This is a genomic window from Moraxella sp. CTOTU49097 (genome assembly GCF_032064105.1).
Lineage (GTDB): Bacteria > Pseudomonadota > Gammaproteobacteria > Pseudomonadales > Moraxellaceae > Faucicola > Faucicola osloensis_B.
This window is the reverse complement of sequence record NZ_DAMBOA010000014.1, coordinates 1-19,141: the sequence shown is the minus strand read 5'-3', so window position 1 is coordinate 19,141 and position 19,141 is coordinate 1. Positions and strand designations below refer to the sequence as shown.

The window sequence follows — 19,141 nt, the reverse complement described above, 5'->3', positions numbered from 1 at the left end:
ATTTTTATTTCTACTAAGTAGGTAATCAGCCGCTAATACGTGGCTGATTACCTACTATTGATTTCTATTATTCAGGTTTGTCGTTAAGCATTGGCGCATCGGCTTTATCTTCTGCTTTGCCGTCTGTCGAAATCGCTTCATCATCCTCTTCAACCAAGGTTGGTACAGGTTTTGGATGCGCGCCTAAAATCGCTGGTGCATCTGGGGAATGGTCGATTTGTACTTGAGGATACCAAGCAGGTGAAGCATCGGCATCAATACCCAAGCTACTAATGGCATCTTTGACCAAACGCACATCAACTTCGCCTTCATCTGCCAATAGTTTGAGCGTTGCTACCACAATGTGCGCGGCGTCCACTTTAAAGAAACTACGTAATTGGCTGCGGCTATCCGAACGACCGAAACCATCGGTACCTAAGGTAGCATACGGACGACTGTCTGGTAAGTAGGCGCGGATTTGTTCGGAGAAAATGCGCATATAATCAGTGGCGGCGACTACAATACCTTCATGCTGCGCAAGTTGCTCAGTAACCCAAGGTGTACGCTGTTCATCTAATGGGTGCAGACGATTGTACTCATCACATGCCATGCCTTCACGAGTGAGTTCATTAAAGCTTGTAACACTCCACACGTTGGCATTGATATTGAATTCTTCAGCTAGAATTTGTGCGGCTTTTTCAACCTCACGTAAAATCACGCCTGAACCTAGCAATTGCACTTGTTTTGAACCATTATCTTTGAGCAAGTACATGCCTTTTTTGATGCCTTCTTCTACCCCTGCTGGCATGGCTGGTTGCTCGTAGTTTTCATTCATTAAGGTGATATAATAGAAAACCCGTTCGCCTTCACCATACATACGGCGCAGACCATCTTGTACCACAACCGCTAGCTCATAACCATAACATGGGTCATAAGTGACACAGTTTGGCACCGTGTTAAATAAAATCAACTGATGACCATCTTGGTGCTGTAAGCCTTCGCCATTCAGTGTGGTACGACCTGCGGTACCGCCAAGCAAGAAGCCTTGCGCTTGCATATCGCCTGCCGCCCAGACTAAATCACCGACGCGTTGGAAACCAAACATCGAATAATAAATATAAAAAGGAATCATCGGCAATGCATTGGTTGAATAACTGGTCGCTAACGCGATCCAAGCACTCATCGCGCCCGCTTCATTGATGCCTTCTTCCAGCATGTGACCGTCTTTGGCTTCTTTATAACCCATTAAGGCTTCATGGTCTTCAGGGGTATAATTTTGACCCGATGCCGAGTAGATACCCAATTGGCGGAACATACCTTCAAGACCAAAAGTACGGGCTTCATCAGGCACAATCGGCACCACACGCTCTTGCAGCGCTTTATTTTTTAGCAGTGCCGCTAGCAGGCGTACAAACACCATGGTAGTAGATTGTTCTTTACCTGCACTACCTTGAAGTAATTTGTCAAAAATCTCCAACCCTGGGACATCGAGTGGAATATGACCACTACGGCGATTGGGCAAATGTCCGCCCAGTGCTTGACGGCGACCTTTGAGGTATTGGATTTCAGCAGAATTTTCATCAGGACGATAAAACGGCAATTCTTCGAGCTGCGTATCGGTAAATGGCAAATCAAAACGGTCACGGAAGTATTTTAACGAATCAATTTCGAGTTTTTTGATTTGGTGGGTTTTGTTGACCGCTTGGCTTTGGTTAGATAAGCCATAACCTTTGACGGTTTTAACCAAAATCACTGTGGGCTGACCTTTGGCTTTCATGGCTTCGCTAAATGCGGCATATACCTTCATCGGGTCGTGACCACCACGGTCTAAATTTTGAATTTCTTCGTCGGTCCAATCTTTGACCATTTCGGCAAGCTCTGGGTATTTACCAAAGAAATAGTCACGGACAAATTTACCATCACGCGCTTTATACACTTGGTATTCACCATCGAGGGTCTCAAGCATACGGTGTTTGAGTGCGCCCGTATGGTCTTTGTCTAGTAGCGTATCCCATTTACCGCCCCAGATCACTTTAATCACTCGCCAGCCTGCACCGCGAAACACGGACTCAAGCTCTTGGATGATTTTACCGTTACCACGCACCGGACCATCTAGACGCTGTAAGTTACAGTTAATCACCCAAATCAGATTTTCTAAATTCTCACGACCGGCTAGTGAGATAGCACCTAAGCTCTCTGGCTCATCGGTTTCACCATCACCCAAGAATGCCCAAATCTTGCGACCTTCTTTTGGAATCAAGCCGCGATTTTCAAGATATTGGTGCACATGTGCATGATAAATCGACATGATTGGGCCTAAACCCATCGATACGGTTGGGAACTGCCAATAGTCAGGCATCAAATAAGGGTGTGGGTAGCTAGATAGCCCTTTGCCGCCTACTTCACGGCGAAAATTCGTTAGCTGCTCTTCAGTCAATCGACCTTCTAAAAATGAGCGAGCATACATCCCTGGCGAACCGTGACCTTGATAATAAATCATATCACCGCCAAAGCTCTCACTCGCTGCGCGCCAAAAATGGTTAAAACCTGTTTCGTATAACGTCGCGCTTGAGGCAAACGTCGCTAAGTGACCGCCCAAGTCATCGTCATTTTTGTTGGCACGCATCACCATCGCCACCGCATTGTAACGAATGATAGCGCGAATTTTACGCTCTAGGGTTAAATCACCGGGATACGAGGGTTGATCTTCTACAGGAATAGTGTTGATGTAAGCGGTGTCAAGACGGTTAACGCGTAACCCTTCTTGTACCGCCTTATCATAGATGGCCTTTAGTAAAAAAGTGGCACGTTTTTTTCCCACTGACTTGATCACCGAATCAAAGGCGTCAAGCCATTCTTGGGTTTCTTGACTATCAGGGTCTTTAAAATACTGATATTGCATTTTTCGTTCCTTCTGGCAATGGCATCCATCCATGGAAATAACCTAGAATGGAGCTAGGTTGTAAACGACTCAAAGTATTCAACTATTAGGCACAAAACATTGTTATAAATAGCGATAGCAATATTTTACATGAAAACAATATTTATGTATTTTCGCTAATTTTTAATAGGTATTTAGCTATGAAATAAAGGTGAAAAAAACAACTGTTTTTTCTGACCGAATAGTAAATTTATTGACAAAGTAAAGCAATAAAAGCGTTAAATCGCTTGACAGTCAACTATCAACATTTATCAACCGCTTTTTGATAAGCTGGGCGAGCTTGGCATTTTTTTAGCCAATTGTGAATATTGGCGTATTTTGCCTCTAAACTATGGGTTTCTACCATGGCGTTTATGCCAAATTCAAGCTGTATATCAGCGCCGCTAAATTGGTTGCCAGCAAGCCATTCATTGCTACCCAAATGCTTATCTAACATTTTGAGCTGTTCAGTTAATGAAGGATTCAGATAAGATTTGTCTATCCCTGATTTGAGTAATTTTGCCACTTGCTTGATACCTATCGGTGACTTTTTTATCATGGTAGCAAATACCAGTCGGATAATAAGCAAGGGCATCAACGAGCTTTCGGTAAAATGCAGCCAATATCGATACTGTTCATACGCCTCACTGCCATAATCCGGGCGAAAATTCTTATTCAGCACTAGTTGTAAGATTGATGGTGCATCTTGCTGGTCGCTTAACTGATCATAGTTATCAATCAAATACTCAATGATATTGGCAGATTCAATCAGCGTTTTTCCATTGTCTTGCAGGATAGGCGCCTTACCCATCGGGTGAATTTTTTGCAAAGACTTGGGCGCCAAACCATGATGGCGTTCGTACTTGGTTAACTGATAAGGCAGTTCTAACTCTTCTAATAGCCAAAGAATTCGGAATGAACGTGATTTTTCAAGGTGGTGTAGATGCAGTTTTGACATGGGTATACTCGTCTTTTAATGTAATAGGATTGTTGGAACAAGCTAACTTTAAATTCTATAAGGCTTTAAACTTGTTGGCTGTTGCGAAATTGTAGAATTCAGCGAAAAAAACCAGCTTATTGATTGATAAGCTGGTTTGATAAAGCGAGGTTACAAATAGCAAGGCTACAAATTAGTCATCTAGCTGTTGTGCATCGGCTTCTAGTAAACCATCTTGCTGCAGCGCTTCAGACAACTCGATGTCTTGCAAACCCGCACTGTCTGATAAATCAGTACCATCTTGCGCCATATTGTCAGCCAATGCTGCCTCTAAACTATCTTCGTCCAGCTCGTCTTCACTACCGCCTTCAACCAAAGCAATAGATACCAATGATTCATCTTGTGAAATACGAATCAGGGTGACCCCTTGCGCATTACGACCTGTTTGCGCGATTTGCCCGACAGGTGTACGCACCAGCGTGCCTGCATCAGAAATCAGCACAATATCATCGGCATCGGTTACCGCTAATGCCTGCACCAGCTCGCCATTACGCGCCGTGGTTTTGATGGCGATAATGCCTTTACCACCCCGACCTTTGACAGGGAAATCAGAGACAGGGGTACGTTTGCCAAAGCCCCGCTCACAAGCACATAAAATCTCGCCCTGCTGTGGGGCAACAACCAACGACACCACACGGCTAACCGCAACGACACTGTCATTGTCTTGGTCATCGTGACTATCGTCTTCAAGCTCAGCGTCCTCGTCTTCAATACCTTGATTGGCCAGTAGCGTCACCCGCATACCGCGTACCCCTTTTGCGGTACGACCCATCGCACGGATTTTACTTTCATTAAAGCGAATGGCTTTACCTTCATTGGAAAATAACATGATGTCTTGCTCGCCATCGGTAATGGCAACGCCAATCAAGTTATCGCCGTCATTGAGTTCCACAGCGCGAAGTCCGTTGGCACGAAGGTTTTTAAATTGTGACAATTGGACGCGTTTTACCATGCCCGATGCGGTTGCAAAAAACACATAGCTATTGTCATTTTGCTTGTTGTCTTCGGTCACAGGCAAGATAGCGGTGACTTTTTCATCGGCATCAAGCGCAATCAAATTGACCATCGGACGGCCACGCGAACCACGGCTGGCAATAGGCACTTCAAACACTTGTAACCCAAACACACGACCCCGATCGGTAAAAATCATCACGTTGTTGTGTGTGGACGTGACCACCATATGGTCAATGACATCGTCTGCCTTCATGGCAGTGGCTGACTTGCCTTTACCACCGCGTTTTTGGGCGATATAGTCGCTAATAGGCTGGGTTTTGGCATAACCGGTACGTGAAACTGTCAACACAACGGTTTGTTCAGGAATCAAATCAGCACGGCTAAAGTCACTGCGGCTATCGACGATTTGGGTTTTGCGTGCATCGCCAAAATCATCACGAATTTGGATTAATTCGTCTTTGATTACTTGCATTAATTGGTCAAAGTTATCCAAAATGCTTTGCAATTGCGCAATGACTGCCAAGATTTCTTTGAATTCTTGCTGTAGCTTGTCTTGCTCTAGCCCTGTTAAACGGTGCAGCTGCATATCCAAAATAGCATTGACTTGGTCGGGCGATAGACGATAATTTTGGTTGTCATCAATCAGTCCATATGGGGCGTTTAGGTCTTCGCCTTCAATCACATCAGGGCGAATCGAATGACTGCCTGCTGCCTCTAACATGGCAATCACGCCACCTGACTGCCAAGTATTGGTCAGTAAGTTATCGCGGGCTTCTTGGCGGTTTGCCGATGCCTTGATAGTGTCAATAATGCGATCAATGTTGGCAAGGGCAATGGTAAGTCCTTCGAGTAAATGACCACGCGCCTGCGCTTTTTTGAGTTCAAAAATAGTACGGCGAGTCACAACTTCTTGGCGGTGACGTACAAAGGCGGCAATTAAATCACGCAATGTCATGATTTTAGGTTGACCTTCATCTAAGGCAACCATGTTGATACTAAAACTTGATTCCAAAGGCGTTTGGATAAATAGATTGTTAACGATGACTTCCGCGTTTTCACCGCGTCTTAAGTCAATGGCGATACGCATGCCGTCTTTATCTGACTCATCACGAATCTCGCTAATGCCTTCAAGTTTTTTATCGCGTACCAATTCTGCGATTTTTTCAATCAGTTTTGCTTTATTGGTTTGGTATGGAATCTCGGTAAATACAATACGTTCACGCTCTTTATTGGCGCCCGTTTCACTCATCGGTTCGATGTGATATTTACCGCGCAAATGCAGGCGACCTTTACCGGTGCGATAAGCATCGACAATGCCTGAGCGACCATAAATAATACCGCCTGTTGGGAAATCAGGACCGGTGATGTACTGCATGAGCATTTCACCAGAGATGTGCGGGTCATCGGCATAGGCCAAACACGCATTAATCACTTCCGTCAGATTATGTGGCGCCATATTGGTCGCCATACCCACCGCAATCCCTGTGGCACCATTGACCAGCAAATTTGGAATACGCGCTGGCATGACGCTTGGCATTTGCTCCGAGCCATCATAGTTTGGCTCCCAATCCACGGTATCTTTATCCAAATCACCCAGCATTTGGTGGGTAAGTTTTTGCATGCGCACTTCGGTATAACGCATCGCTGCGGCAGGGTCATCATCCACTGAGCCAAAATTACCTTGGCCATCGATAAGCATATAGCGCATTGAGAAAGGCTGCGCCAAACGTACAATCGCGTCATAAACTGCCGTATCGCCATGCGGGTGATATTTACCGATAACATCACCGACCACACGCGCCGATTTTTTGTAAGGTTTGTTAAAGTCGTTCGATAATTCATGCATCGCGTATAACACACGGCGATGAACAGGTTTGAGCCCATCACGCACATCAGGTAAAGCACGGGAGACAATTACGCTCATGGCATAGTCGAGATAAGATTGTTTTAATTCATCGACGATGCCAATGGGGCTAACGGAATCGGTGGACATGCACCCTCCTTTTATCAAGCTACTTATATATGAGTCATCTTATTTATTTTACTTTTCAACGCGATGGCTAACTTAAAAGCGCTGCGCAATGTAAAGGCGACGCGCAATTTTGACCAAAATTTGCAAAAAACCCCAATCAAAACCTTTAGAAAAGTAACACAGATGACGTAATATTTTTAGGATAGTAAAAGGAATAATTATAGCATAAAACGCATGATTTAGCAGTTAACTCACCGCCAAATGTCGACGGTAATATCAAAATATCATGCTTTGACCGGTGTTATTTTACCCCCATAGTAAACTGCCCAAACTTTACCAGCTATCTTAATCAACTATTGTAATAATCTATAAAATAAACTGTCTAATGACAAAGCCTGTTGATAAACAGGCTTTGTTAAATGGGTATCAGTTAAGTGCGTGTTGGTTAATTGGCTATAGTTTCAGGCTATCGCAAATTTAGAACTGACTAAACTTAGAACTGGCTAAACAATGTCTGTGCCACACCCATACAATACGGCGTGACTAAACCATGATATTGCATAGCAACGGCTTGTGATGGATTGCCCCCGTTGGCGGCAGCATTCGCTGCAATATTTTGCACTTTCCTAGCAAATCCTGCCTGCATTTTTTCTGATTGAGACTGGATGCTATTATTGTTGACGGTATCAAAACCTAACGTTTGATAAACCGGTTTTTGACGCGTGGCACGATTGGTGATATCAATATCAATAATACCTAACTTGGTCGCGCTAGTTTTATTAGTATCTGTGTCCCATAGCGTTTTCATCAAGCTACTATTGACGTCAAAGAAAACCATCGGATCTTGGTTACCACCACACATAATAACAGGCATTGTGGGTAAATAGCCGCGTAAGTCATTGGCTTTTAACGCTTTACGTAGGGGATGTTCAGGCAGTGTGGCAGGCACTGGGCTATAGTTGGTATAACCTTGTAAATAAGGCACTGCCCAATCGACATTTTTTTGGGCATCTGCCAAGTACCCTAATCGGTAGTCATTTTTTACTAAATAATGCGTCGTGTCAAAGCCAAAGCTAAATGCTGGGTCAGACGGTGATAACGCATCGAGCATTGCATTGCCCGTTGGGGCTTTTTGAAACATCGCTGAGGCAGGCAATTTGCCACTTAAAATGAGCTGCATATCAGTCATACTGGTGCTAGGCAGTAGCGAGGCGATCTCATCAGCATTGGCTGGCGCAAACATGTCACTGGGTTTGGCATAAATATTGCCATACTGCTCTTGATAGTTGCGAGCCATCAGCGGGGCAAAAAACGTCGCACCGAGCATGACTTTGCCACCAAATACCACATCACCAAAGGCTTCCATGGCATAGGGTCCAGAAATTGGTAGCGCGGCTGTCACAGGTTCTTTGAGCGTTTCAAGATAGCGTGTGGTTGCCATGGTGACATAGCCACCTTGAGAATAACCTGTGATAAACAATTTACCATTGTCAGCGACATTGGTTGCACTGCCGGTGCGGCGTACCACTTCCCTGCCTGCTTTTAACGCATCTGCCATTTCGTGTGACTGCTGCTGGGCATTGAGGTACGGATGATAAGCTAGGCTTGATTTGTCATACCCTGCATAATTGGGTGAGATAACCACATAGCCTTGCCCTGCAAACAAAGCCGCTAACAATGTCGCGGCTGGACCTGCTTCATTATTGGCATTACCGACTTCTGCAAAATTATAGGCTTTGGTCGTTGCCGTACCGTGGGCATTGAGTACAATGGGTCGATTGCCACTACAGCTTGCATCTGTGCCTGTTGGAATAAACACAGCACCTGTCGCATCGGTCTTATTACCTTTGACATCAACGGTATCATATTGCATGTATTCAACACGTACACCGCACTTGGGCGTGGCTGCAACTTTGCTAAAATCGGGGTCTGTGGTATTAAATAACTGGGTTAAGGCGCTGGCGGTGAGATTTTTGGTCGTTAATGGATCTTTGATTAAATTACCTGTGGGCAGTGAGGCAACGCCTGTTTTGGTAGGTGGCGTTGTAGCAGAATCATTGTCGCTACCACAAGCGGCTAAAGTTGAAGCCAGCCACACCGAGATAAAAATTTTGGTTAGGCTAAAAGCAGGGTGGATTAAATCAGACTGACGGTGCATCTCATACTCCTTATGAGGAAATTAATGGTTCATATCCTTGAACAACGCATCATGTTACCCAAAAAAAACGGGCATGAAAGCGATAGACTCATCATGCCAGTTTTTATACTATTTGAACATCCGTTTCTAAAAAAATTTGCTACTGAAACAAAAAAACCTAAAGTAGCGCTAAACAGGTTCGCGTTTAAGCTTGCTCCAAACCGCAGTTACTGGGCCCGATAAGGCGTAAATCACGCTAATCGCGAGCAATCCTGCAGGAATATTATACAGCACGATACCGAGCGCAAACACAATCAAAATCAATGCCACAAACGGGACACGCTTTTTATCAAACTCTTTAAAGCTATAGTATTTTAAATTACTTACCATCAAAAAGCCGGCAATGACCACCCAAATGGCTGCCAAGATTTGAAAAGCGGGACTGGTCGCCGGCAATTCAACTTGCCAATCCATATGGACCATCACAAACGTCGTGACTAAAATAGCGGCTAACGGACTTGCTACCCCGACAAAGTATTTTTTATCAACGACACCAATTTGTACATTAAAACGCGCCAGTCTCAGCGCGGCACAGGCAGCATACACAAAGGCGCAAGCGATACCTATACGCCCCAATGGCTCTAACGCATAATGATAAATCAATAACGCAGGCGCCAGTCCAAACGCGATACAGTCGGCTAGCGAGTCTAGCTGCTCGCCAAAGGGACTTTGTGCATTGAACAGCCTTGCCGCCCGACCATCTAACCCATCTAGCAATGCCGAGATAAAAATCGCCACACAGGCACGCATATAATGCCCTTCCCCCAACGCGCTTTGGGTAATCGAATAAAATGCCGCAAGCAGCGACAATAGCGTAAATGAATTGGGAATTAAATAAACGCCTTTTTGCGCAATCGTTTTATCAGCGACACGCGCATTTTCAATGACTTCAAAGGTGAGCCCATCATAGTCATCAGTTTCTGCCAATTCACGGTTTCGCTGATGCTCAAGCTGAATTGGATTGATATCTTTAGTGTGCTGTTGCGGCTGTTGTAATGCGTCGATGGGCGTCTTGATAAGGGTTGGTTGGTTATTATCGTTATTCATTGATTATCCTTGCAGGTTGTCTCTTGCAGGTCGTCTGTAATAAATCGTCTGTTGCTAGGTGCATCGAGCTCGGTAACAAATTGCGAAATTTGGCGGGTTTGATGACTACTTAACCCGCCAAGTGTGAAATTATTCGCCAACCAACCATTGTACTTTGGTGCGCTGCTCCACGCTCATTTGTGGGCTTTCAGGATGCTGCAAAATTGGCTGTAGATATTGCAAAATCTCTTCGGCTTTAGCATCAAATTGCCACGGTGGGTTAATCACCAACATGCCCGTCCCATTTAAACCCATCGGCAAATCGGGTGGGAAAATATTCAGCTCAAGCACCAACTGACGGCGGATTTCAGTACGTTTCATTTTTTTATAAAACAGCTCAACCGCATCGTTGTTTTTGATGGGGTACCAAAGAGCCAACACCCCGGTTGACCATTTTTTATGCGCTTTAACCAACAAATCTACCAATGCGCTAAAATCACGGTGTTCCTGTTCAAAGGGAGGATCGATTAGAATCAACCCGCGTTTTTCTTGCGGTGGTAGCACCGCCAAAATCCCTTCATAGGCGTTGCGATGTTGCACGCCAATGGGCAATTGGTGCAGTTGGTAGTTGAGCGCATCAAACTCGCTTGCTTTCCATTCAAACGCTTCAGCGCGATTGTTAATCTCTGGGTGAGCGTCTTGTTGTTTTTCGATGTGATGGGCAATAAACCAAGGCGAACCTGGATACACATGCTTATCATAGAATTTTTTGGCGTAGCCAATATCTTGTAGATAAGTTTGCACCGCCTGTGGCGCTTGGCTATTGTCTTGCGCTAGCAGTTTGGTAATGCCATGGATGGCTTCACCAGTTTTTTTCGCCTCATCGCTAGCAAGTGAATACAAACCGCGACCACCATACGCATCCAAAATATAATAAGGTTTTGGCTTGGCGCTCATCATCTCAAGTAATTGGAGTAATAAAACGTGTTTTACCACATCAGCGAAGTTGCCTGCGTGGTAGCTGTGTTGATAATTCATAATAAATTTTTCGTAAACAAATTAGCAGGTATGGTAGCATAGCTATCAAAAATTGGCGAAGTTTTTGCTAGAAGTTTTTGCTAAAAATTGCCCAGTTAAATGTTTAAACAATGCTGGAGGAAACACAGCGCATATGCCAGAGTTGAATTTTATCCTGCCCAACTGGTTTGAAAAAATAAATGACGCACAGCTTGACGGTCTGGTTGATGACGGATTTATCATGCTAGATGACTGTTTTGACGTCAATTTTTTTCAGGCGTTACAAAAAGAGAGTGGCCTGATTGATTACCAAGCCGCCAATTTGACGCAGGGTGAGCGAATCACTAGCATTCGCGGAGATAGCACCCGCTGGATTGATGAGCACTGCCCGATTGGTATGCAGTATCTACAAGCGATTAATGAGCTGGCGCAATTTTTTAATCAAACCTTATACACCGGCATTCGCCGTAGTGAAGCCCATTATGCCCGCTACCCTGCAGGGTTTGGTTATCAGTGGCATTCAGACAACCCGCAAGGGCGTGATGAACGTGTGTTATCGGCAGTTTTTTATCTCAATGAAGGTTGGGGCGCGCACGATGGCGGTGAAATTGTCGTCATCGACCAGCATGACAGACAACAACAATTACAGCCCCAAGGTAACAGATTGGTGATTTTTAATAGTAACTTAGTCCATCAAGTCGCAATTACCCATCGTGAACGCTTCTCCATTGCCACTTGGATGAGAAAAGATGGGCTAATTAGCCAGTAATAAACTTGCCGCAATCCCCCACATCACAATCCCGATGAGAATATCAAGAATTTTCCAAGACAGTGGTTTGGCAAATAGCGGCTGCAGCACACGCGCACCATAACCCAAACTAAAAAAGAAGATAAACGAAGATAAAATTGCGCCCAACGCAAACGCCAGTTTATCGGTAACCTGTGACGCAATCGTCCCAAGCAAAATCACTGTATCTAAATACACATGGGGATTGAGCCAAGTAAACGCCAAGCACATGGCAATCACTTGTTTTAAATTACCCACCTCTTCACCCTGCGCCACGAGCGATTGGTCTGATTGATAAGCCGCAATAAAACTTCGGGCACCATACACAATTAAAAACAACGCCCCTGCGTACTTGGCAATGGAGATAATGAGCGGAAATTGCGAAATCAGCTTGCCAAAACCAAACACGCCACCCGTAATCAACACCGCATCGGATAACGCGCAAATCAAACACACGATAAACACAAATTGTTGTTTTAGCCCTTGTTTAAGCACAAATGCATTCTGCGCCCCAATCGCCAAAATTAACGAAAAGCACACGCTCATGCCCATTAAAAAAGTAGAGATATTCATCGGTATCACACGTCCCCAGTAACATTCGCAAAAAACACAAAAAAGCACAATAAGAAAAAAGCATAGCGAGAAAAAAAGCGTATTGTAGCCAAAATCCTGAGCGATTGCGAACAATGCGACCCGCTAAGGCGCTAATTTATGCTAATATGCAGCGCAAATAAGCGAGCTTTTTGAGAGATTTTGAGGAAACGACGATGACTGATTATGCCAGTAACGCCACTGATTTAGACCACCTTCAAGCGCAAACCTTAGCACTAAGTTTACAGCTGATGCGCGAGCCATCAGTGACGCCAACTGACCTTGACTGCCAAAATATACTGGCTGAGCGGCTTAACCACCTCGGCTTTGATTGTGAGTTTTTATACTTTGGTGAAAAAGGCGCAACAGGACGCGAAGCAGAAGTCAAAAATTTATGGGCAATCCGTCAAGGTCGTGGGCAGGCACAGGCGCCCGTATTATGTTTTGCAGGACATACCGATGTCGTGCCCACGGGCGATGTCAGCCAATGGACTTATCCGCCATTTGAACCTACTATCAAAGATGGCATACTGTATGGGCGTGGTGCTGCAGACATGAAAACAGCGATTGCGGCATTTACTGTCGCTGTTGAAAACTTTGTCGCCAAGCACCCCAATCATCACGGTTCAATTGCCTTTCTAATCACCGCTGATGAAGAAGGTCCTTCGGTCAACGGTACAGTCAAAGTGGTGGAAACATTGCAATCGCGCAACCAGCCAATAACTTATTGCTTGATTGGCGAACCCTCTAGTACTCACACCTTGGGCGATATCATCAAAAATGGTCGCCGTGGCTCGCTTGGCGCCGTTTTGACTGTGACAGGCAAACAAGGCCATGTTGCCTACCCGCATTTGGCAGTAAACCCCATTCATTACGCTTTGCCAGCCTTATCCGAGCTTTGTAGCCAAACTTGGGACAATGGCAATGCGTATTTTCCCGCGACCACCCTGCAAATCTCAAACCTTCATGCAGGCACTGGGGCTAACAATGTGATTCCTGCAACTTTAAGCGCCGAGTTTAATTTTCGTTTTTCAACTGAGACCAACGATGAGAAACTTAAAGCGACCACCCATGCGATTTTTGACAAGCATTTTCAAGACGGTGCAGCCAGTTATCACATCAATTGGAAATTATCGGGCAACCCATTTTTGACGCCGCAAGGCAAACTCGTCGGCGCCTGTCAATCCGCGATTAAAGCCGTGACGGGGACAGATACAGAGCTTTCAACCACAGGCGGCACCTCAGATGGTCGTTTTATCGCAACCTTGAATGTTGAAAATAGGTCGCCTGAAGTGGTTGAGCTTGGCGTGCGTAATGCCACCATCCACCAGATTGATGAGTGTGTAGAAGTTGAAGACTTGGGCAAACTTGCCGCAATTTATGAGCAAATATTACAAAACTTATTGTTAAACTAAATACTGTTAACCCAAATACTGCATGCTAATAACCCAGCGATACGGCTAATTTTGCTGGGCTAGCAATCTTTGTTGGGCTGGCAAATGATTATTTAACCAAGCCAAATGGTTATTTACCCAAGTCAAATGATGTCAAAAACCGTTATTTTTTGGCTGACGCGTTAAGCAAACGCGGGTCATTTTTCATGGGTAAATTAATTTGGCTGCTGCTCATTTAACAATCTAGCATGCTAGCATGAAGAAGAATCTAGCATTCAGCTTAATCTAGTTCGTCTAGCCAAGCCATTTGAATCGCTTCTAGTTGCTTTTCGGTCGATTTGGTTGGGTCATCGCTAAATTCTTCTAACTGTGTCACATACCGATGCAAATCGGTAAAACGAATATATTGTACGTCTTCATTAGGGTATTTTTCAGAAAGTTGAATGGCAATTTCCAACGTGTCGTTCCATTTGAGGGACATATTTTTTCTCCAGTTACTTGATGGCGGTGAGTTTTTTGATTTCGTTAAGATTGTCTTGCCAGGTTTTGATGACAGGATGAGTTTGTTCATCTTGCTGTACAATGACGCTGGTCGGTTGCACTTGCCCATCTAGCATCAATACAATTTTGGTCAATGCCACCACATTTAAGTCATTTTTCACCCAAAACTCGTGGCGAAAATACAGGTATTTTTTATCCCAAGCCAATAATTGACTGCGAAGCGTCAATTTATCAAACAAAAAGCTTTCTTTGATGTAAGTTAATTGTTGCGATGCAATCACCCAACCTAGCTTGTCCGTTGGGCGTTGCTGCATTAACCACTGTTGGATATTGAGCTCAATAAAGCTTAAGTAGCGATAATTAGGCACATGGTGACGAAACCCCATATCATGTGGCAAAATCCGATAATGGCGGACGATCGCATCGCTATAGCTTGGTTTAGATGACTTTGCTTTATCGGATTTTAGCATCAAACATAAGATAAGATAACGAAGTAATAAATTCATGAATTTTCCTTGTGATATCCGCCTGATTATAGCAAATAAAAAACCCTGACTAAACTGATTAGTCAGGGTTGATTGAAGTTAGAAAAACTTAGTGACCTGTGCCATTGATATGACGAATCATGTCTTCTACCACTTTTTTGGCATCGCCAAAGATCATCATGGTTTTGTCCATGTAGAATAAGCTATTGTCAAGACCTGCGTAGCCGGCACTCATCGAGCGTTTGATGACCATCACGGTTTGCGCTTTGTTTGCTTCAAGAATTGGCATACCAAAGATCGGTGAGTTTGGATCGTCTTTTGCCGCTGGGTTGACCACGTCATTGGCACCGATAATCAGCACAACGTCTGTACCCGCAAAATCCGAGTTGATTTCATCCATTTCTAGAATGTCTTCATACGGCACATCTGCTTCAGCCAATAGTACGTTCATATGACCTGGCATACGACCTGCCACAGGGTGAATCGCAAAACGTACGTCCACGCCTTCTTCTTTAAGCATTTCATAAAGCTCTTTTACCGCATTTTGGGCACGGCCTTGCGCCATACCATACCCTGGCACAATGACGACACTGCTAGAGTTTTCCATCATAAAGGCGGCATCTTCAGGTGAGCCTGTACGGTAAGTTTTGGGTCCCGTATCTTCTTCTGTCGCGGCGGCTGAGCTGCTTGACATACCGCCAAACAATACGTTGAGCAGTGAACGGTTCATGGCTTTACACATAATGTAGGACAAAATCGCCCCAGATGAACCCACCAGCGACCCTGCGATAATCAGCATTGAATTGCCAAGGGTAAAACCGATACCGGCTGCTGCCCACCCAGAGAATGAGTTGAGTAGCGATACCACCACAGGCATATCACCGCCACCAATCGGCGCAATCCACATCCAGCCAAAAATAATAGCCAGAATGGTCATGGCATAAAACGCTGGCATGGATTGGGTGGTAAAATACATAATACCAAATGCTAACATCGCGATGAACAATAACGCTTGGACAGGTTTTACCCAAGTGCCTTTAAGCGTCTTTGCCCAGCTTTTTGCCGCCAATTTACCAAAAGCAAACATTGACGCTGAGAAGGTAATTGCACCAATAAAACAGCCCACAAACAACTCAAACCGCGCGATGGTGCTATGCTCGACGCCTGTATGCAACACGCTCGCTAGTGCAATGGCAACTGCCGATAGACCCACTAAAGAGTGCATCAAAGCCACGGTTTCTGGCATTTGCGTCATGGCAACAGTACGTGCTTTCCAAGTGCCGACCACAGCGCCTAGCACCATCGCGCCAACAATTAAGACAAATACCGGACTGGGTGCCAAGAAAAAGGTAGTGATAATGGCAATCGCCATACCTATCATACCGAATCGGTTACCACGGATGGCTGTTTTTGGGCTTGATAAACCCCGTAAGGTTAAAATAAATAGCACCGCACCAATCAAATAAAACCAATCAGCATGTTGGGCGACCCAATTCAAATTCTCATTCATCAAGCATTTCCTTCTTTGTTTGGCTCAGCTTTGGCTTTTTTATCTTTTGATTTAAACATCGCTAGCATACGTTCCGTCACCGAAAAACCACCAAAAATATTGATGCTGGCTAAAAATACCGCAAACGCCCCCAAAAGACTTGTTGGGGTAAACATATCGCCATCGATGCTGACGGTCTGCAGCATAGCACCGACGATGACAATACTGGATAATGCATTGGTCACTGCCATGAGTGGGGTATGCAGTGCAGGCGTTACCCCCCAAACCACGTAATAACCCACAAAAATAGCCAAAACAAAGATACTAAAGATTGCCACAAATGGGGTGGCAGATGTCGCAGACGCTAATAGGGTCAATAACATAAAACCTCCTAACCTCGATAGGTAAAATTAAATGAAAATTAGGTTAGCGACTGGCTAACAATACTTGACCTTGGCTAGTAACCAGCAAGGCTTTTTGGATTTCATCTTCTGGATTGAGCGCAAACACTTTATTGTCATCCATCAAGGTTGCAAAAAAGTTATATAAATTATTGGCATACAATGCCGATGACTGCGCCGCCAAGGTTGATGGAATATTGGGCACACCCATGATAGTGACACCGTTTGGGGTGATGATATTTTGTCCGACCACTGAGCCTTCTACGTTACCGCCTGTTTCCACTGCCATATCCAGTAAAATTGAGCCAGATTTCATTTTATCGATGGTAGCTTGGTGTATCAAACGCGGGGCATTGCGACCCGGAATTTGAGCCGTGGTAATCACGATATCTGCTTGGCTGACCGCTTTATCGACAACCGCGGCTTGGTCTTTGATATATTGCTCAGACGGTGTCCAGGCATAGCCGCCTGTGTCTTTGGCTTTGGCTTTTTCCTCGTCACTCATGGGGACATCGAGCCATTTACCACCGACTGACTCCACTTGATCACGCACGGTGGGACGTAAGTCACTGGCTTCTACAACGGCACCCAAACGACGCGCGGTGGCAATCGCTTGCAGACCCGCAACGCCCACGCCTAGGATGACAATACGCGCAGGTTTCACCGTACCTGCCGATGTCATAAACATGGGGAAAGGACGACCAAACTGGTTGGCAGCCAAAATCACCGCTTTATAACCTGCCAAGTTAGCTTGAGATGACAGCACGTCCATGTTCTGTGCCCGCGACAAAGTTCGGGGCAATAGCTCCATGGCATATACTTTGGCGTGGCGATTGGCATAGTCCTGCAAATTGGCATTGCGATACGGATTCATCATGCCGATGACAATCGCTTCTTGTTTTAGCTGGTTGATTTTTTCAATCGGCAAGCTATTGACCGTGAGCACCACATCACTTGTTGAGATCGCATCCTCAACAATTTGTGCCCCTGCTTGTTCCAACGCATCATTGGTAATAAACGAACCTTTACCTGCATCGCGTTCGACCACAATACTGTGACCCAACTTGATGAACTTTTTAATGGTATCGGGGGTAATCGCAATCCGATTTTCATATAATGCAGTTTCTTTTGGTACACCAATTTGCATACACTCTCCTCAAGCGGTTCGGTGGGATTTTTAACCCACAACTGACGATTAGCTTAGACAGTTATAAATTAAAAAAATGATAATTAAATTACCATAAATATAATTAATTATGCAAAACAATTCTAGGCGGAATAACAAGTAAATTTGACTGGTGCGTATAAAAAAAAGTTATCAATAAAAAATTTTACAAAATTTTCTTTTAACAAGATAGCTTTCTGAGGATTAGTTTATTTGCGTATTTCGTTTTTTAACCTTGCCATTGTCGATTTCAAATTCATCAAAATCTTGCGCAAGCCAAAAATTACCTTGATAATTGGCAGCCACTTCTGCCCGAATATGTGACATATTCAAAGTTTTACTGCTAGGTTTATCAAAAGGTTGAAAACGCGCGCTAAAATGGGTCAAAATTAGGTTTTTTAACTGTGACAACTGCCCAAACTCAGCTACTTGCTTGGCGGTTGAATGCATGGGGTCAAAATAGTTAGGGGCTACTTTTCGTTTTTCAGCGATTGCTTGGGTATAGGTCGCCTCGTGTACTAGCACATCGGTATCTGATATGGCATCGGCTAATAGCTCAGGTGAGTCATTGTCGCCTGCGACTATCAGCACAGTTTTATGCAGCGTGGTGGTGACAAAATCCGCGGATTTTAGCAAGGTGTTATCATCTAGATTGACGTCAATACCGTATTTAAGTTTGCCCCATAGCCGTTTATCTACCACGTTAAGCTCGGTGAGTTTTTGGGTCAATAAGGTTTTTTTGGATAGTCGCTGGGTGAATTTAAAGGCATGGCTAGGGATACGGTGTGATAGCGCAATCACGTCAATTTGTAGCTGATGGTCGTCTGTCAAATCCAGCATGATGGGTGGGTAACTATCCCCCTGCACTCTATTTTCAATGGCGATAAAATTAATGTCAAAACTTATCATCAGCGCTGTCGTGGCTTGCACGGCGGCAAGATAATCAGCAATGGCTTGCGGGGCGATGACGGTTAATGGGTGTTTGCGACCACTCATCGCCATACTTGCCAGTAAACCTGGCAAGCCATAACAGTGGTCGCCATGCACATGGGTGATACAAATCAATTCTAGCTGCATCACGGACAATGGGGTTTTGAGTAATTGATGCTGCGTGGCTTCCCCACAGTCCACCAATATCCAAGGGACATTTTTTGCTTTGCTATAAGGATTGATGAGTGATACAGCAAGCGCGGTGACGTTGCGGTGTTGGGTGGGTATCCCTGCTGATGTGCCCAAAAAAGTGAGTGTTAACATGATTGCCTCATT

At 44.7% G+C, this 19,141-nt stretch carries 15 protein-coding genes; 2 read left to right on the top strand and 13 right to left on the bottom strand.

The window, feature by feature from the left end; all coding sequences use genetic code 11:
- Nucleotides 1-67 precede the first annotated feature (67 nt).
- The 6 genes from aceE to RT064_RS08510 all read right to left on the bottom strand — a co-directional run bounded on the left by aceE (nucleotide 68) and on the right by RT064_RS08510 (nucleotide 11,083).
- Nucleotides 68-2,881 carry a pyruvate dehydrogenase (acetyl-transferring), homodimeric type gene (gene aceE, locus RT064_RS08535; RefSeq protein WP_313062831.1) on the bottom strand — a complete coding sequence of 938 codons (2,814 nt, stop codon included), beginning with the start codon at nucleotides 2,879-2,881 and terminating at the stop codon, nucleotides 68-70.
- Nucleotides 2,882-3,161: 280 nt separating this feature from the next.
- On the bottom strand, nucleotides 3,162-3,857 hold the full coding sequence (locus RT064_RS08530) for a glutathione S-transferase (RefSeq protein WP_313062830.1): 696 nt from the start codon (nucleotides 3,855-3,857) through the stop codon (nucleotides 3,162-3,164).
- Between the two features lie 172 nt (nucleotides 3,858-4,029).
- Complete coding sequence (gene gyrA, locus RT064_RS08525) at nucleotides 4,030-6,843, bottom strand: DNA gyrase subunit A (protein WP_313062829.1); 2,814 nt, start codon at nucleotides 6,841-6,843, stop codon at nucleotides 4,030-4,032.
- A gap of 472 nt (nucleotides 6,844-7,315) precedes the next feature.
- Entirely contained in the window at nucleotides 7,316-8,980 is a 1,665-nt protein-coding gene (locus RT064_RS08520) for an alpha/beta hydrolase family protein (protein WP_313062828.1), read from the bottom strand.
- 168 nt (nucleotides 8,981-9,148) lie between these two features.
- Nucleotides 9,149-10,024, bottom strand: a complete 876-nt coding sequence (gene pssA / locus RT064_RS08515) for a CDP-diacylglycerol--serine O-phosphatidyltransferase (protein WP_409519554.1) — start codon at nucleotides 10,022-10,024, stop codon at nucleotides 9,149-9,151.
- A gap of 171 nt (nucleotides 10,025-10,195) precedes the next feature.
- On the bottom strand, nucleotides 10,196-11,083 hold the full coding sequence (locus RT064_RS08510; protein WP_007116651.1) for a 23S rRNA (adenine(2030)-N(6))-methyltransferase RlmJ: 888 nt from the start codon (nucleotides 11,081-11,083) through the stop codon (nucleotides 10,196-10,198).
- Between the two features lie 133 nt (nucleotides 11,084-11,216).
- Here RT064_RS08510 and RT064_RS08505 point away from each other — a divergent pair, with 133 nt between their 5' ends.
- On the top strand, nucleotides 11,217-11,831 hold the full coding sequence (locus RT064_RS08505; RefSeq protein WP_313062826.1) for a 2OG-Fe(II) oxygenase: 615 nt from the start codon (nucleotides 11,217-11,219) through the stop codon (nucleotides 11,829-11,831).
- On the opposite strand, the gene RT064_RS08500 is transcribed toward RT064_RS08505, so the two are convergent.
- A complete protein-coding gene (locus RT064_RS08500; protein ID WP_409519553.1) occupies nucleotides 11,817-12,431 on the bottom strand; it encodes a LysE/ArgO family amino acid transporter in 615 nt (204 codons plus the stop codon). The two genes, RT064_RS08505 and RT064_RS08500, sit on opposite strands and share 15 nt — an antisense overlap.
- Before the next feature lie 185 nt (nucleotides 12,432-12,616).
- Between RT064_RS08500 and dapE the strand changes: the two genes are divergently transcribed.
- Complete coding sequence (gene dapE / locus RT064_RS08495) at nucleotides 12,617-13,855, top strand: succinyl-diaminopimelate desuccinylase (RefSeq protein WP_313062824.1); 1,239 nt, start codon at nucleotides 12,617-12,619, stop codon at nucleotides 13,853-13,855.
- Nucleotides 13,856-14,114: 259 nt separating this feature from the next.
- Here the strand turns inward: dapE and iscX are convergent, their stop codons facing one another.
- From iscX to RT064_RS08465, 6 genes are all read right to left on the bottom strand, one after another.
- Nucleotides 14,115-14,315, bottom strand: a complete 201-nt coding sequence (gene iscX, locus RT064_RS08490) for a Fe-S cluster assembly protein IscX (RefSeq protein WP_128677860.1) — start codon at nucleotides 14,313-14,315, stop codon at nucleotides 14,115-14,117.
- A 13-nt stretch (nucleotides 14,316-14,328) separates the two neighbouring features.
- Nucleotides 14,329-14,841, bottom strand: a complete 513-nt coding sequence (locus RT064_RS08485; RefSeq protein WP_313062823.1) for an acyl-CoA thioesterase — start codon at nucleotides 14,839-14,841, stop codon at nucleotides 14,329-14,331.
- 88 nt (nucleotides 14,842-14,929) lie between these two features.
- Complete coding sequence (locus RT064_RS08480; protein ID WP_095355761.1) at nucleotides 14,930-16,318, bottom strand: NAD(P)(+) transhydrogenase (Re/Si-specific) subunit beta; 1,389 nt, start codon at nucleotides 16,316-16,318, stop codon at nucleotides 14,930-14,932.
- An 11-nt stretch (nucleotides 16,319-16,329) separates the two neighbouring features.
- Nucleotides 16,330-16,692, bottom strand: coding sequence for a proton-translocating transhydrogenase family protein (locus RT064_RS08475; RefSeq protein ID WP_204156067.1), 363 nt, complete (start codon nucleotides 16,690-16,692; stop codon nucleotides 16,330-16,332).
- Between the two features lie 43 nt (nucleotides 16,693-16,735).
- Nucleotides 16,736-17,857 carry a Re/Si-specific NAD(P)(+) transhydrogenase subunit alpha gene (locus tag RT064_RS08470; RefSeq protein WP_076776181.1) on the bottom strand — a complete coding sequence of 374 codons (1,122 nt, stop codon included), beginning with the start codon at nucleotides 17,855-17,857 and terminating at the stop codon, nucleotides 16,736-16,738.
- Between the two features lie 222 nt (nucleotides 17,858-18,079).
- A partial coding sequence (locus RT064_RS08465; RefSeq protein WP_313062822.1) for a ribonuclease Z occupies nucleotides 18,080-19,141 on the bottom strand: 1,062 nt, incomplete at its 5' end.

What these genes read in the sequence shown, in the direction of transcription:
- RT064_RS08530 (WP_313062830.1), bottom strand. Translation starts at nt 3,857, where the DNA reads ATGTCAAAACTGCATCTACACCACCTTGAAAAATCACGTTCATTCCGA.
- RT064_RS08520 (WP_313062828.1), bottom strand. Translation starts at nt 8,980, where the DNA reads ATGCACCGTCAGTCTGATTTAATCCACCCTGCTTTTAGCCTAACCAAA.
- RT064_RS08470 (WP_076776181.1), bottom strand. Translation starts at nt 17,857, where the DNA reads ATGCAAATTGGTGTACCAAAAGAAACTGCATTATATGAAAATCGGATT.
- RT064_RS08475 (WP_204156067.1), bottom strand. Translation starts at nt 16,692, where the DNA reads ATGTTATTGACCCTATTAGCGTCTGCGACATCTGCCACCCCATTTGTG.
- gyrA (WP_313062829.1), bottom strand. Translation starts at nt 6,843, where the DNA reads ATGTCCACCGATTCCGTTAGCCCCATTGGCATCGTCGATGAATTAAAA.
- RT064_RS08510 (WP_007116651.1), bottom strand. Translation starts at nt 11,083, where the DNA reads ATGAATTATCAACACAGCTACCACGCAGGCAACTTCGCTGATGTGGTA.
- iscX (WP_128677860.1), bottom strand. Translation starts at nt 14,315, where the DNA reads ATGTCCCTCAAATGGAACGACACGTTGGAAATTGCCATTCAACTTTCT.
- RT064_RS08485 (WP_313062823.1), bottom strand. Translation starts at nt 14,841, where the DNA reads ATGAATTTATTACTTCGTTATCTTATCTTATGTTTGATGCTAAAATCC.
- aceE (WP_313062831.1), bottom strand. Translation starts at nt 2,881, where the DNA reads ATGCAATATCAGTATTTTAAAGACCCTGATAGTCAAGAAACCCAAGAA.
- dapE (WP_313062824.1), top strand. Translation starts at nt 12,617, where the DNA reads ATGACTGATTATGCCAGTAACGCCACTGATTTAGACCACCTTCAAGCG.
- RT064_RS08505 (WP_313062826.1), top strand. Translation starts at nt 11,217, where the DNA reads ATGCCAGAGTTGAATTTTATCCTGCCCAACTGGTTTGAAAAAATAAAT.